Origin of the sequence: Klenkia marina (genome assembly GCF_900101025.1) — a bacterium.
In the GTDB taxonomy this organism is placed as follows: Bacteria; Actinomycetota; Actinomycetes; order Mycobacteriales; family Geodermatophilaceae; genus Klenkia; species Klenkia marina.
In genome coordinates, this window is the sequence record NZ_FMUH01000003.1 from 146,579 (window position 1) to 159,543 (window position 12,965).

Below are 12,965 nucleotides of genomic sequence, written 5' to 3' on the forward strand. Positions count from 1 at the left end.
GTCAGCGGCCGCGCAGCTCGCGGACGACGCTGGCGACGGCGGTGTCGGCCTGGGCGCGCAGGGTGCCGGCGAGGGACTGCATGCGCGGGTCGTCCTTGGCGTGGTCGTAGGCGCGGCGGATCTGCTCGTAGCGTTCGCGGCCGGCGCGGGCACCCAGGACGTAGCCGGCACCGACGCCGGCGATGAAGGACAGCTTGGCCACGGGAGGACCTCCTGGGTAGGGACTGGGAGTGATCGACGCTACCGGCCCGACACGCGCGGGGGTGGCCCCAGGGGCCGGGTCGGCGTGAGGTAATCTTCTGCACCGCAGCACCCGTTCCCCCGTAGCTCAATTGGCAGAGCATTCGACTGTTAATCGAACGGTTTCTGGTTCGAGTCCAGACGGGGGAGCCACACGACAGGCCCTCGACCGCCACGGTCGGGGGCCTGTCGCCGTCCACGGGTCCGTTCGTGGGCCCCGGGCCGCCCGAGAGACCACTGAGGGTCCCCTAAGTACGGGTAGGCTAACCTCTCGCCCGTGATGATCAGCTCCCTGCGCCGCAGTGCGGCCGTCCCCCTCGGCCTCGCCGCCGTCCTCGCCCTGACCTCCTGCGGCTCCGACGCCACCGCCGACTCCGCCGGCGGCTCGGCCGAGGCCTGGACCTTCACCGACGACGTCGGCGAGACGATCACCCTCGACCAGGCCCCGGAGCGGGTGGCCAGCTACGCCGACTACGCCCTGGGTCTGCACAGCCTGGACGTCGACCCGGTCGCGGTCTTCGGCCGGGTGCCCGTGGCCGAGGACGAGCGGTTCGCCGACTACGACCTCTCCGACGTCGCCGTGGTCGGCAACGGCTACGGCGAGATCGACATCGAGGCGATGGCCGCGGCCCAGCCCGACGTCATCGTCGTCGGCATCTACCCCGAGGACCGCGAGGGCACCCTCGACCTCGAGGGCCCCCGCTACGGCCTGCAGGACACCGCGCAGCAGCAGCAGCTCGAGGCCATCGCCCCGCTCATCACCATCGAGGTCGGCGGCGAGGGCCAGGACGTCATCGACAGCCTCAACCGGCTGGCCCTCGCCCTCGGCGCCGAGCAGTCGGAGGTCGACGCCGCGCAGGCCGAGTTCGACGCGGCCGCGGCCGACCTGCAGGAGGCCGCCGAGACCTCCGGTGTCGAGGTCACCCAGATGTACGCCGACGCGAGCTCGGGCATCTACGTCGCCAAGCCCGACGACGAGCCCGAGATGGAGCTGTACCGCGAGTACGGCGTGGACTTCACCGACCTCAACCCCGACGACGGCAACTTCTACTGGGACATCTACAGCTGGGAGAACGCCTCGCAGATGTCCACCGGCGACGTCCTGCTGCTCAACGTCGAGGGCTACCAGGCCGAGGACCTCGCGGCCCAGCCGACCTTCGCCGCGCACCCGGCCCTGGTCGCCGGCCAGGCCTACGAGTGGAACGGCGCCGCGATGGACTACCGGTCGCAGGCTGCGCACATGGCGCAGCTGGCCGAGGTCCTGCGCGGCGCGCAGGACGTCAACCCCGCCTGACGCCGCCGAGCGCGGTGGTCAACCTGGTCAGGTTGGCCACCGCGCCCGGGGTGTGCTCCCGGAACCGCGCCAGGACCGCCTGCTGGGCGGGGTCCTCGCGGTCGGCGCCGGCGATGACCGCGCCGAACCCGTCGAGCCGGCTGGCGCGGATCCACCGGCGCAGCTCGGGGTGCTGGCTCCACCGGTGCTGGTTGCGCATCGTGGCCAGCATCGTCGCGGGGTAGTCGTCGAGGGCGTGCGGGAACGGCACGGGCGCGCAGAGCTCGTTCTGCAGCTCCTGGTCGTCGCCGTGGTGGGCCTCGACCCAGCCGGTGAGCGCGGCGCTGAAGGCCGGCTGCGGCAGCCGCAGCAGCTGCGGCACGACCCGGTCGCCCTGGAACACCGGTTGCCCGGGCCGCGGCTCCACGGCCGAGGCGGTGCAGTCGACGACCACCGCGCCCGGGGGGAGGGGCACCTCGCCGCCGTCGAGCACCATGCGGTCGGGGTGCAGCTCGCGCACCCGCCCGAGCCGGACGACGTCGTGCACCTGCCGCAGCAGCTCGACCTCCCCGGGGGCGACCGTGGCCAGGTGGAACATGCTCGGGGTGCGGTCGCGGTCGATGCGGGTGAGCACGCCGCAGCGCTCGAGACGGGCGAAGAGGTCCGGGACGTCGTCGGCGCTGGCCAGGGCCTCGAGCTGGTCGGCCTGCGCCCCGATCGACTCGGCGAAGAACCCGGGCCCGGGCTGGGTGGTGATCCGGTTGATCAGCCAGGAGTCGCGCGGCACGACCCAGGTGATGGCCTCGGGCGCCGCGCCGTGCTGCAGCAGCCAGGTGCAGGTGTCCATCGCGGTCTTGCCGCCGCCGAGCACCACGAACCGGTGCGGGCCGGGCGGCAGGCGGGGCAGGTCGTTCGGCGGTACGAGGTGCACCCCGTCGGCCACGGCGAAGCGCGGTCGGTGGGTGGCGGGCACCGAGGGGCTGCTGTGCGTGGTGTCCACGAGCTTGCGGCGCACCCGCACCTCGGTGGCCGCGCCGGAGAGGAGGGAGGTGACGCGGTGGGCGCCGTCCGGGCCGGGCTCGTACGCGCTCAGCGGGTGGTACCCGACGCGGCCGGTGGGCAGCAGCACCGTGCGCACGACCCGGTCGTAGTAGTCGACGATCGCCGGCCCCGACGCCAGCTCCTGCATGCCCCGGTTCAGCCCGGTGGTGTCGATGCGCCCGGTGCCCAGCTCGAGGGAGCCGACGCCGTAGAACGCCGAGGGCTGGTGCAGCGTGACGAAGGAGTAGGCGTCGACCCAGTGCCCGCCCGGCGCCGAACGCCGGTCGACGAGGGTGACGTGCACGTCGTCGGTCTCGGCCAGCAGGGTGTCGACGAAGGCCAGCCCGGTGGCCCCGGCGCCCACGACGAGGTAGTCGGTCTCCAACATGCCCGCACGCTAGCGGGCCCCCACGATGGATCGGGTGGACGATCGAGGACGCCGCCCGGGCCGGCTCGGTTCGGCGGCACGGGCGTGGGCGCGGCACCCGCGCTGGGGCCTGACGGTGAAGGCGGCGCTCGCCGCGTCGCTGGCGTGGGGTGTCGCGCAGCTCGTGCCCGGGCCTGCGGGGGAGTACCCGTACTACGCCCCGCTCGGGGCGGTCATCGCGACCTCCACCACGCTGGCGGGGTCGGCGCGGGAGGGGCTGCAGACCGTCGCCGCCATCTCGCTGGGCGCCGTCGTCGCCCTGGGGGTCGACGCGGTCGGCTACCCCAACGCGGTGACCGTGGCCGTGGTGGTGGGCCTCGGGGTGCTGCTGGCCGGCTGGCGACGGCTGGGGACGGCGGCCACCTGGGTCCCGACCGCGGCGCTGTTCACGCTGATCATCGGCAACGCCGACCCGTTCGGCTACGTCGCCGGGTACGCGGGGCTGACCCTGCTCGGTGCCTGCATCGGGCTGGCCGTCACCGCGGTGTTCCCGCCGCTCCCGCTGGCCCCGGCGCAGGCCGAGCTCGACCGGCTGCGCACCACGCTGGCCGACCAGCTCGACGACCTCGTCGACGGGCTGCGCCAGGAGTCGCTGCCCGACGAGGGCGGGTGGCGCGCCCGCATGCGGGCCATCGAGCCCGAGCTGGGGCGCATGCGGGACGCCGTCGACGTGGCCGAGCAGGCCCGTCGCGGCAACCGCCGTGCCCGGCGGTACGCCGCCGACGTGGACCACCAGTACCGCGAGGCCCGCGCCCTGGAGAGCGTGTCGTTCCTCGTGCAGGACGTCACCGAGCTGCTGCGCGAGCACGAGCGCGCCGACGCCGGGTGGGCCGACATCGCGCTGGGCCCGCGGCTGCGACCGGCCACCACCGACGCGATCGGCGCCGTCGCCGACGTCGTGCGCACGGGTGCCGACGACGACCGGGTGCGTGCCGCCGTCGACCGGATCGAGGCCCTCGCGGACCGGATCCGCGACGAGCGCGCCCGCAGCGGCCACGACCTGTTCGTCGCCGGCAGTGTGCTCACCACGCTGCGCCGGTCCCTGCGGGCGCTCACCGGCCGCGAGGTGCCCGCAGCGGAGGGGTGAGCCCCCGCTGCGGGCAGCGACCGCGGCGGATCAGCGGGCCGCGTCGACCAGCTCCCGCTCGTCGTCGCGCGGAGCGTCCTTCTCCAGCGCGGCGCCCTCGACGTCGAGCACCGGCAGCCAGCCCAGCCAGCGGGGCAGCCACCAGGCGCGCTCGCCGAGCAGGGTCAGCGCCGCGGGCACCAGCACCATGCGGACGACGAAGGCGTCGAAGAGCACCCCGATCGCCAGCGCGAACCCGATGGACTTGATGGTCGCGTCACCGGCGGGCACGAAGCCGGCGAAGACGCTGAACATGATGAGCGCGGCGGCGAACACCACGGGCGCCGCCGACCGGAACCCGCTGCGGATCGCGGCCACCGGTGCCTTGCCGTGGGCGTGCGCCTCGTGCATCCGCGAGACCAGGAAGACCTGGTAGTCCATCGCCAGCCCGAAGAGGATCCCGATGACCAGGATCGGCGTCAGGCTGATCAGCGGACCGGTGCTCTCGAGGTTGACCAGGTCGCCGAGCCAACCCCACTGGAACACCGCGACGGTGGCGCCGAGCGAGGCGCCGATGGTGAGCAGGAAGCCCAGCACGCCGACCAGCGGCACCAGCAGCGACCGGAACACCAGCACCAGCAGCACGAGCGCGAGCCCGACGACCAGCGCCAGGTAGACCGGCAGCGCGCTGTTCAGCGAGGCGGCGACGTCGACGCTGACCGCGGTTTGCCCGGTCACCGACGCGGTCACGCCGCCCGAGTCGGCGAGCTGGCCGCGCAGGTCCTCGACCAGCTGCTCGGTGGCCGCGCTGGTCGGGCCGGAGTCCGGGACGACGGTGAGCAGCGCGGCGTCGCCGTCGGCGTTCGGGATGGGCGGGGTGACGGTGACGACGTCGTCCAGACCCTGGATGCCCGGGGTGGCCGCCGCGGCGGCGGACGCGGCGTCGGTGCCCTCGAACAGCACGGTGATGGGTCCGTTGATGCCGGCGCCGAAGCCGTCGGCCAGCAGCTGCTGGGCCCGCTCCTGGGTGCTGTCGGCCGGCGGGGCCTGGATCAGCGTCGTGCGCATCGAGGCCACCGGCACGGCGATGACGCCGAGCGCGACGACGGCGGCGAGCAGTGCGACGACGCGGTGCCGGGTGACCCCGGCGGCCCAGCGGCCGAACAACCCGGTGGAGGGCGCGGCGTCGTCGAGCTCGGCGACCGGCGGCAGGTCGCGCTGCTTCTTCGGCAGCGCCCGGCGACCCAGGTAGGACAGCACCGCGGGCACCAGGGTCAGCGCGACGAGCACGGCGACGACGATGGTCGCGCCGGCGGCGACACCCATCTGGGTCAGGAACGGGATGCCGGCGACGAAGAGGCCGACCAGGGCGATCACCACGGTGAGACCGGCGGTGACGACCGCGGAGCCCGCCGTCCCGACCGCGGTGGCGATGGCCGTCGGGACGTCGGTGCCGCGCCGCAGCTCCTGCCGGTACCGGTTGATGATGAACAGCGCGTAGTCGATGCCGACGGCGAGGCCGAGCATCGCGGCGAGGATCGACGTGGTCGAGGACAGCTCGAGGAACCCGGTCGCGATGGTGATGCCCAGGACGCCGATGCCGACGCCGACGGCGGCGGTCAGCAGGTTCATGCCGGCGACGACGAGCGACCCGTAGGTCAGGGCGAGCACCAGGACGGCGACCACGACACCGGCGATCTCGCCGATGCCGCCGACCTCGGGGGCGCTCTCCAGCGCCTGGCCGGCGACCTCGACGGTGAGCCCGGAGTCGCGGGCGTCGGCGACGGCGTCGCGCAGCGCGTCCTGCTCGGCCGGGGTCACCTCGCCGGGTGCGACGTCGTAGGTGACGGTGCTGTAGCCGGTGGTGAGCTCCGGGTTGACGGTCGGGGAGGCCTGGTCCAGCGGGTTGCTGGCCGAGGCGACGCCGGGCAGCCCGCCCAGCTCGGTGACCAGCTGCTGCAGCGCGGCGGCCTGGGCCGGGTCGGTCAGCGTGGTGCCCTCGGGGGTGCCGACGACGACCTGCGCGCTGGCCCCGGAGTCGGCGGCGCCGAACTCCTCGGAGATGCGGTCGAGGGCGACGGTCGACTCCTGACCCGGGATGGAGAACGACGTGGTCGTCTCCCCGGACAGGGTGGCGGCGCCGACCCCGCCGGCGACCAGGACGGCCAGCCAGACGAGGACGACGGTGAGCCGGCGGCGGTGCGCGAGGGCGCCCAGCCGGGCGAGCAGTGCAGCCATGGGGGTCAGGCCTCCGGGTCGGTGGAAGGGGTGGCGGGCGCGCCCGGACGGCCGTGGCCGAGCGCGTCGAGGCAGGTGGCGACCACGAGGGGTCGCCAGGTCGTGGTGGTGCCGAGCTCGGTCGCGGAGATCGAGAGGACGGCGAGCGCGCCGAGGGCCCCGAGCACCCGGACGACGCGCGTCGGGTCGGCGGGCACCTCGCCCGGGGCGATGCCGAAGGCGCGCAGGGCGGCGTCGCCGGCGGTGGAGGTGCACTCGGGCGCCGGCTCCTCGGCGGCGGGGGAGAGCAGCAGCGCGACCAGGCCGGGGTGGGCGAAGGCGATGTCGACCAGGACGTCGACCGTCGCCCGGTCGCGCTCGGGGCCCTCGGCGGCGCGGTCGGCGACGGCCAGCACCTGCTCGGCGAGCCCGTCGGCCTGCACGGTGACGGCGGTGTGCAGCGCGTCCTTGCTCGGGAAGTGGTGCAGCAGGCCGGCCTTGGACAGCCCCACGGCGTCGGCGATCTCCTGCACGGAGGTCTTCGCGAACCCCCGGCGGGCGAAGAGGGCGGCGGCGCGGTCGAGGATGTCGTCGTCCGCGTGCTGGCGCGGTGGTCGGCTCACGGCGATGACCGTAATCGGCCACCGACCAATCTGGTCGGGAAACCGACCAGATTGGTCGGTGAGGTCCACCACACGACGATCCGGTGGCGGAGCGTGCCGATGACCACCGTGTCGCAGGCCGGACGGCGTCGCGGGCTCCGGAGCGGTGGCGGGCTGCTGTGACCGGGGGCACAATCGGGTCGTGGACAGCTACGCCGTCGGGTACGCCCGACCAGACCGGTGGTCGCGGTCGCGACCCGAGGACACCGTCTCCTCGTCCTGGCACGCCGTGGAGGCCCACCGGCCCCCGGCCGAGCTCGACGGGGAGGTGGAGCTGGCCGCGTGCGGCGCGATCGTGCAGGTGTGGGGCGCCCACCGCTGGGACCGCGTCGGCGCCCGCGAGACCGCGTGCGCCGAGTGCAAGCAGCTCACCCGCCCGCAGCTCTCGCACGCCTCCTGAGCCCACGGTCGGTCGACGCTCACCGACCGTTCCCCGCCCGGGATGGTCGATGAGCGCCGATCGACGGGTCAGGCCTCGCGGCGGGGGCGACGGCCGGTGATGGCGGACAGGCCCGTCACCTCGCGGCCGACGATCAACGCCTGCACGTGGTCGGTGCCCTCGAAGGTGTAGATCGCCTCGATGTCGGCGTGGTGGCGGGCGATGTGGTGCTCGAGCAGGATCCCGTCGCCGCCGAACAGGTCACGGGCGTCGGCGATGATCGTGCGCGCCTTCTTGCAGCAGTTCATCTTCGCCAGCGACGCCATCGCCGCGGTCATGCGGCCCTGGTCGGCCAGCGTCGACAGGCGCCAGCACATGAGCTGCATGGTGGTGATCTCGGCCAGCATGCGGGCGAGCTTCTCCTGCACCAGCTGGTAGCCGGCGATGGGCTGGCCGAACTGCTCGCGCTGCAGCGTGTGCGCCAGGGCCAGCTCGTAGGCCGACTGCGCGACGCCCAATGCCCGCCACGCGACGGTGTACCGGGTGCGGTCGAGCACCTGGGAGACGTCCTTGAAGCTGTGGCAGTTCGCGAGCTTGTTCTCCTCGCCCACCCGGCAGTTCTCCAGGGTGATCTCGGCCTGCCAGACCGCGCGCAGCGCCGTCTTGCCGGTCATCACGGTGGCGGTGAAGCCGGGGGTGCCCTTCTCGACGACGTAGCCGCCGACGTTCCCCTCCTCGTCGCGGGCCCAGATGAGCACCAGGTCGGCGATGGAGCCGTTGCCGATCCACTTCTTCGCCCCGTTGAGCACGAAGCCGTCGCCGTCGCGGGTGGCCGTCGTCCCCAGGGCGACGGCGTCGGAGCCGTGGTCGGGCTCGGTCAGCCCGAAGGCGCCGATCTTCTCCATGCGCGCCATGGCCGGCAGCCAGCGCTCCTTCTGCTCCTCGCTGCCCAGCAGGTCGATCGACTGCATGGCCAGGAACGAGTGCACCCCGTGGAAGGTGCCCATCGAGCCGTCGGCGCGGGCCCACTCGGCGGCGACCAGCCCGGCGGCGACCGCGCTCATGCCGGCCGCGCCGTGCCCCTTCACCGTGCCGCCGGCGATGCCGAGGTCGGCCAGCTTGGGCACCAGGTGGGCCGGGAACTCGGCCCGCTCCCAGTAGTCGTTGATGACCGGGGTGACCTCGCGGGCGCAGAAGTCGCGCACCCGGTCACGGATCTCGAGGTCGGCGGGGTCGATGAGGTCGTCGACGGCGTAGAAGTCCGTCGCGGGGGCCAGCTGGTCAGCGTCGGTGCTCACGTCGTCGGACGGTAGGCCGGTGTCGGCCGTGCTGCTCGCCGAGCTCAGCCGACGGGTTGGCGCAGGATCGTGCGCTGCTTCGCGGGGTCCGTGCGACGGGGATCGGACAGGTAGACCTCGTGGTGCCGGCCGGTGGGGGAGAACCCGGCGCCGGGGAGCACCTCGTGGTGCAGTTCCCGCAGCACCGGGCCCTCGTCGTCGAACGGTCCGACGTGCAGGGTCTGCACGCACAGCCCCTCGGTGAGTGCCTCCAGCCGGACGTCGTCCAGCCGTTCGGGGGCCTTGGGTCGGGTGTGCTCGACGGCCGCCGCGACGTCGTCGGCGCCCAGCCAGTCGGGGACGAGCAGCAGGAGCGTCCAGTCCCACACGGCCTTGTCGCGGCGGCGGGTGAACGCGTCCATGTCCTGCGCCCACCACAACCCCTCCAGCGGCGGGACGACGTAGTCGCGCCCGGCGGCCTTCGAGGCGAACTTCAGCGCGTAGGCCACCGGGTAGAGCGCCTGGACGGCGACCGCGAACGCGTCGGTGTTCGGGTCGCCGTGGCCGTCGACCGCCAGGTAGCTGCGCTCGGGGACGGTCAGGGTGCGGAACTCGCCGCGGTGGGCGCGGTAGGCGTCGTCGTCCTTCAGGTCGACCTTGGCTGCGGTCACCCGGCGAGCAGACCACGGACGTAGGCGGCCTGGCCGGCGTGCTGGAGGTCGTCGGTGACGACGCTGACCAGCCGGACGCCGAGGGTGACCGGCGGGTCCCAGTCCGTGTCGACGACGCGGTCGAGGTCGGCGTCCGAGAACGTGGCCAGGTACTCCTTCGTGCGTGCGTGGACGGCGTGGTGGTAGCCGGTCAGCAGCTCGGCGTCGGCCCGCACCTTCGCCGCGTCCTCGGCGGCCATGCCGTAGCCGTGCTCGGCGTCGTCGAAGGGCAGGTCGAACCGGCGCGCCCAGCCGTCCGCCGTCCAGACCTGCTCGGAGCCTGCGACGTCGGCGACGTGGTCGTCCTGGATGCGGGTGAGGTGCCAGACCAGCCAGGCGATGGTGTTGGCGCCGGGTGCCGGGGCCTGGGCGAGCTGGTCGGCGGTGAGGCCGTCGACGGCCGAGTCGACCACCCCGGCGATGTTGTCGAACGCGGCTGCGAGGAGTTCGTCGGTACGCATGCACCGGGCCCTACCCGAGCCGCGCCGCCGACTACTCCTGCTCGGGGTCGCTCTGCTCCTCGAGGTCGGCGACCTGCTCGTCGGTGGGCTGCTCGAGGGCGATGTCGCGGGGCTGGGGCTCGTCGGACTGCGGTGTCGTCATGTCGACACGGTGCCCTGCGCGAGCGGGATGCGCCGTGCGAGGGTGCGCCATGCCCTTGTTCTCCTTCGAAGGCCGGTCGCCGCGGGTGCACCCCGACGCCTGGATCGCACCCACCGCCACCCTCGTCGGCGACGTGTCCGTGGAGGCGCACGCCTCGGTCTGGTACGGCGCGGTGCTGCGGGCCGACTTCGGCGCGATCGTGGTGCGCGAGGGCGCCAACGTGCAGGACGGCTCGGTGCTGCACGGCGGCGACGACCCGGTCACCGAGGTCGGCCCGGGTGCCACGATCGGGCACCTGTGCGTGGTGCACGGGTGCGTGGTCGGGGCCGAGGCGCTGATCGGCAACGGCTCGACCGTGCAGGACGGTGCCCGCATCGGTGCCCGGACCCTGATCGGTGCCGGGTCGCTCGTGCCGCCCGGCATGGTCGTGCCCGACGAGGTGCTGGCGCTGGGTTCACCGGCCCGGGTGCGCGGGCCGCTGTCGGAGGGCGCGGCGCGGTGGGTCGACGGCAACCCGTCGATCTACCAGGAGCTCGCGCGCCGCCACGCCGCCGGCGTCGAGCGCCTCGACTGATCAGCCGAGGCGGGCAGCCAGTGTACCGGCCTCCTTCTTCAGCACCACGACCGCCAGCTCGTCGACGGCGCCCTCGGCCTTGCGGCCCACGAACGGGGCGTCGACGTGCGAGCGGCCGGTGCTGGTGATGGTGGTGCTCCCGGTGATGCGGCGCTGGCCCTCGAGCTTCACGTCGCGGCCGAACAGGGTGGTGGTGACCAGCACGGTGCCGGTCGCGCCGTCGCCCTCGACGGTCCAGGTGCGGACGTCGGTCACCTCCACCCGGTCGCCGACGAACTTCGCGAACGCCTGCGGGATGCCCTGGGTGGCAACGCTGTAGCGGGCGCGGGTCGTCGTCCCCTCGACCGACACCTCGCGCACCTCGGCACCGAGATCGGCCAGGGCGGCGCGGACGAACGCCTCGTCGGTCAGCGTCGCGACGACGGCCTGGGGCGTGGCGGGGACGGTGGTCTCGTGGGTGAACGACACCCACCCATGGTGCGGGCAGCGGCGCCGTCGGGCTGGGTGGGGCGGGTGGGGCTCGAACCCACGACCCAGGGATTATGAGTCCCATGCTCTGACCGGCTGAGCTACCGCCCCGTGCGTGCGCATAGCGTGCCATGCGGGTTCACTGCCCCCATGGACGCCGCCGCCCTGCGCGAGATGCAGGCCCCCATCAAGCAGAAGTACAAGGACGACCCGTCGGCCGCCCGCGCCGAGCTGCACGCCACGGGTGACTTCCGGGACGACGGGATCACCGCGACGATCGAGACCTGGTCGGGTCCGCAGCGCGCCGGGTTCCACGAGACCACCGGCGGCGACGGCTCCGACGCCTGCTCGGGCGACATGCTGCTGCAGGCCCTGCTCGGCTGCTCCGGCGTGACCCTGCGCAGCGTCGCCACCGCGATGTCCATCGACATCCGCAGCGCGAAGCTCACTGCCCGGGGGGACATGGACGCCCGCGGCACGCTCGGCGTCTCCCGCGACGTCCCGGTGGGCATGACCGGCATCGAGGTCGTCGCCGAGCTCGACACCGACGCCGACGACGAGAAGCTGGCCACCCTGGCCAAGCTGACCGAGCGGTACTGCGTCGTGGCGCAGACGCTCAAGGAGCCCCCGACCTTCACCGTCCGCCGCGCCTGACCCCGCACGCACGAACGCCCCGCACCTCGTCGAGAGGGCGGGGCGTTCTGCGTCCGGGGGCGGTTCAGTCGAGCGCGAGCTCCTCGCACACCACGCAGGCGGGGGTGCGGCGCGGGTCGGGCCAGATGGCCGCGCCCTCGATGCGGGTGACCTCGCGGCCGCACAGGGAGTAGACGACCTCGGTGGGGCCGGGCTCGCAGGCGTGCCACGGACCGCTGGAGTCGGCGATGGGCGTGCCGCTCACCCCGTTCCACAGCACCTGCAGCGCGGCCTGGCCGCACACGAAGGTCTCCTCGGTCAGGACCGAGTGCCGTCCGCGGCGCTGTGTCGAAGTCACGCTCGGACCATGTCAGGCGACGCAGCGTGACAAGACGCGACAGACCGCACGCCGAGTAACGACACCATCACGTTGAGCTGTTCTGACCCAGCGTGCACAGCAACCCCACCGAGTGGACGGCGAGGCCCGGATCGTCCAGCGACATCTGCCTACGAGGCCGACGCCTGCCGATGGGGACATGGCGAGAGGTGTGCTCATCCTTCGTCCCCGTGGGGAACACGCCGCTCGTCCCACGAACCACACGCGTCACTTCTGGCACAGCTGGCCCAGCGATTCGGACCCGCAGTAGCGCTGGGGCGTGGTAGTCGGGCAGACTGTCCCGAGCAACCCCGCACCACCCGTTCGAGCTACACGCACTGCCATCGCGAGTCAGGTCCGTTGGGGAAGACGAGACCCGTCTTGATCCGATGGAGGTGCACTGTGCAACGACGGTCTACGCAGGGTGTTGTCTTCGTGCACGCGTGCCCGAAGGCGCTCTGCCAGCACGTCGACTGGGCCCTCGAGCGGGTCATCGGCGCGCCGGTGAGCTTGTCCTGGGCTGAACAGCCCGCGCAGCACGGTGCTTACCGTGCCGAGGTCGCCTGGACCGGTGCCACCGGGACCGGCGCGAAGCTCGTCGCTGCCCTGAAGGCGTGGCCGATGCTGCGCTTCGAGGTGACCGAGGAGCCCAGCCAGGGCAACGACGGCGAGCGCATGGCCTACGTGCCCGGCCAGGGTGTCTTCCGTGCGCCCATGTCGGCCAACGGCGACCTGATGGTCACCGAGCAGCAGCTGCGGCACCTGGCCGCCACCGCCGGTTCGGGCGAGGCCTTCCGCCACGGGCTCGACGCGCTGCTCGGCGCCGCCTGGGACGACGACCTCGAGGCCTACCGCCACGCCGGCGACGGCGCGCCCATCAGCTGGCTGCACCAGGTCGTCTGACCTGCTCTGCAGCGCGTCCGCGACCGCGCCGGCCCCCTGACCCCGGACCGACCCCGTCGCGACGCACCGCGGCCCGGCACCCACGGATGGGTGCCGGGCCGCTGTGCTGTCCGGGT

Annotated in this window: 15 protein-coding genes and 2 tRNA genes; 7 read left to right on the forward strand and 10 right to left on the reverse strand. The window is 73.5% G+C overall.

From position 1 onward, the window contains the following. Position 1 precedes the first annotated feature (1 nt). Positions 2-202 carry a hypothetical protein gene (locus BLP29_RS10325; protein WP_092803704.1) on the reverse strand — a complete coding sequence of 67 codons (201 nt, stop codon included), beginning with the start codon at positions 200-202 and terminating at the stop codon, positions 2-4. Between the two features lie 115 nt (positions 203-317). On the opposite strand from BLP29_RS10325, the gene BLP29_RS10330 reads away from it, so the two are divergent. Beyond that, a tRNA-Asn gene (locus BLP29_RS10330) sits at positions 318-393 on the forward strand. Between the two features lie 127 nt (positions 394-520). Then, positions 521-1,534: an ABC transporter substrate-binding protein gene (locus BLP29_RS10335; RefSeq protein WP_243469913.1), complete on the forward strand. Its 1,014-nt coding sequence runs from the start codon at positions 521-523 to the stop codon at positions 1,532-1,534. On the opposite strand, the gene BLP29_RS10340 is transcribed toward BLP29_RS10335, so the two are convergent. Further along, positions 1,521-2,942 (reverse strand): NAD(P)-binding protein, encoded by a 1,422-nt coding sequence (locus BLP29_RS10340; RefSeq protein WP_092803710.1) that lies wholly within the window; start codon positions 2,940-2,942, stop codon positions 1,521-1,523. The genes BLP29_RS10335 and BLP29_RS10340 overlap by 14 nt on opposite strands. 34 nt (positions 2,943-2,976) lie before the next feature. Here BLP29_RS10340 and BLP29_RS21005 point away from each other — a divergent pair, with 34 nt between their 5' ends. Then, on the forward strand, positions 2,977-4,068 hold the full coding sequence (locus BLP29_RS21005) for an FUSC family protein (RefSeq protein ID WP_165839351.1): 1,092 nt from the start codon (positions 2,977-2,979) through the stop codon (positions 4,066-4,068). Between the two features lie 30 nt (positions 4,069-4,098). On the opposite strand, the gene BLP29_RS10350 is transcribed toward BLP29_RS21005, so the two are convergent. Together BLP29_RS10350 and BLP29_RS10355 are read right to left on the reverse strand one after the other, a co-directional pair. Beyond that, positions 4,099-6,285 (reverse strand): MMPL family transporter, encoded by a 2,187-nt coding sequence (locus BLP29_RS10350; RefSeq protein WP_092803716.1) that lies wholly within the window; start codon positions 6,283-6,285, stop codon positions 4,099-4,101. Positions 6,286-6,290: 5 nt separating this feature from the next. Continuing rightward, entirely contained in the window at positions 6,291-6,887 is a 597-nt protein-coding gene (locus tag BLP29_RS10355; RefSeq protein WP_092803719.1) for a TetR/AcrR family transcriptional regulator, read from the reverse strand. Between the two features lie 181 nt (positions 6,888-7,068). Here BLP29_RS10355 and BLP29_RS10360 point away from each other — a divergent pair, with 181 nt between their 5' ends. Further along, a complete protein-coding gene (locus tag BLP29_RS10360) occupies positions 7,069-7,326 on the forward strand; it encodes a hypothetical protein (protein WP_092803722.1) in 258 nt (85 codons plus the stop codon). 68 nt (positions 7,327-7,394) lie between these two features. Here the strand turns inward: BLP29_RS10360 and BLP29_RS10365 are convergent, their stop codons facing one another. Genes BLP29_RS10365 through BLP29_RS10375 form a run of 3 tightly spaced genes read right to left on the reverse strand, consistent with a single transcriptional unit; the run spans position 7,395 to position 9,753 of the window. Beyond that, positions 7,395-8,603 (reverse strand): acyl-CoA dehydrogenase family protein, encoded by a 1,209-nt coding sequence (locus tag BLP29_RS10365; protein WP_243469853.1) that lies wholly within the window; start codon positions 8,601-8,603, stop codon positions 7,395-7,397. Positions 8,604-8,647: 44 nt separating this feature from the next. Next, positions 8,648-9,253, reverse strand: coding sequence for a GyrI-like domain-containing protein (locus BLP29_RS10370; protein ID WP_092803725.1), 606 nt, complete (start codon positions 9,251-9,253; stop codon positions 8,648-8,650). After that, positions 9,250-9,753: a mycothiol transferase gene (locus tag BLP29_RS10375; protein ID WP_092803728.1), complete on the reverse strand. Its 504-nt coding sequence runs from the start codon at positions 9,751-9,753 to the stop codon at positions 9,250-9,252. Before BLP29_RS10375 ends, BLP29_RS10370 begins: the two co-directional genes overlap by 4 nt. Positions 9,754-9,944: 191 nt before the next feature. Here BLP29_RS10375 and BLP29_RS10380 point away from each other — a divergent pair, with 191 nt between their 5' ends. Next, on the forward strand, positions 9,945-10,469 hold the full coding sequence (locus BLP29_RS10380; protein ID WP_092803731.1) for a gamma carbonic anhydrase family protein: 525 nt from the start codon (positions 9,945-9,947) through the stop codon (positions 10,467-10,469). On the opposite strand, the gene BLP29_RS10385 is transcribed toward BLP29_RS10380, so the two are convergent. Then, positions 10,470-10,937 (reverse strand): DUF2505 family protein, encoded by a 468-nt coding sequence (locus tag BLP29_RS10385; protein WP_165839352.1) that lies wholly within the window; start codon positions 10,935-10,937, stop codon positions 10,470-10,472. It abuts the gene before it with no gap. Between the two features lie 37 nt (positions 10,938-10,974). After that, a tRNA-Ile gene (locus tag BLP29_RS10390) sits at positions 10,975-11,048 on the reverse strand. Between the two features lie 39 nt (positions 11,049-11,087). Between BLP29_RS10390 and BLP29_RS10395 the strand changes: the two genes are divergently transcribed. Continuing rightward, complete coding sequence (locus BLP29_RS10395) at positions 11,088-11,591, forward strand: OsmC family protein (RefSeq protein ID WP_092803737.1); 504 nt, start codon at positions 11,088-11,090, stop codon at positions 11,589-11,591. Positions 11,592-11,655: 64 nt separating this feature from the next. Here the strand turns inward: BLP29_RS10395 and BLP29_RS10400 are convergent, their stop codons facing one another. Continuing rightward, a complete protein-coding gene (locus tag BLP29_RS10400; RefSeq protein ID WP_133379118.1) occupies positions 11,656-11,928 on the reverse strand; it encodes a hypothetical protein in 273 nt (90 codons plus the stop codon). A gap of 453 nt (positions 11,929-12,381) precedes the next feature. Between BLP29_RS10400 and BLP29_RS10405 the strand changes: the two genes are divergently transcribed. Continuing rightward, complete coding sequence (locus BLP29_RS10405; protein WP_243469854.1) at positions 12,382-12,849, forward strand: DUF3145 domain-containing protein; 468 nt, start codon at positions 12,382-12,384, stop codon at positions 12,847-12,849. Positions 12,850-12,965 lie beyond the last annotated feature (116 nt).

What these genes read in the sequence shown, in the direction of transcription:
- BLP29_RS10375 (WP_092803728.1), bottom strand. Translation starts at nt 9,753, where the DNA reads ATGCGTACCGACGAACTCCTCGCAGCCGCGTTCGACAACATCGCCGGG.
- BLP29_RS10340 (WP_092803710.1), bottom strand. Translation starts at nt 2,942, where the DNA reads ATGTTGGAGACCGACTACCTCGTCGTGGGCGCCGGGGCCACCGGGCTG.
- BLP29_RS10395 (WP_092803737.1), top strand. Translation starts at nt 11,088, where the DNA reads ATGGACGCCGCCGCCCTGCGCGAGATGCAGGCCCCCATCAAGCAGAAG.
- BLP29_RS10335 (WP_243469913.1), top strand. Translation starts at nt 521, where the DNA reads ATGATCAGCTCCCTGCGCCGCAGTGCGGCCGTCCCCCTCGGCCTCGCC.
- BLP29_RS10380 (WP_092803731.1), top strand. Translation starts at nt 9,945, where the DNA reads ATGCCCTTGTTCTCCTTCGAAGGCCGGTCGCCGCGGGTGCACCCCGAC.
- BLP29_RS10350 (WP_092803716.1), bottom strand. Translation starts at nt 6,285, where the DNA reads ATGGCTGCACTGCTCGCCCGGCTGGGCGCCCTCGCGCACCGCCGCCGG.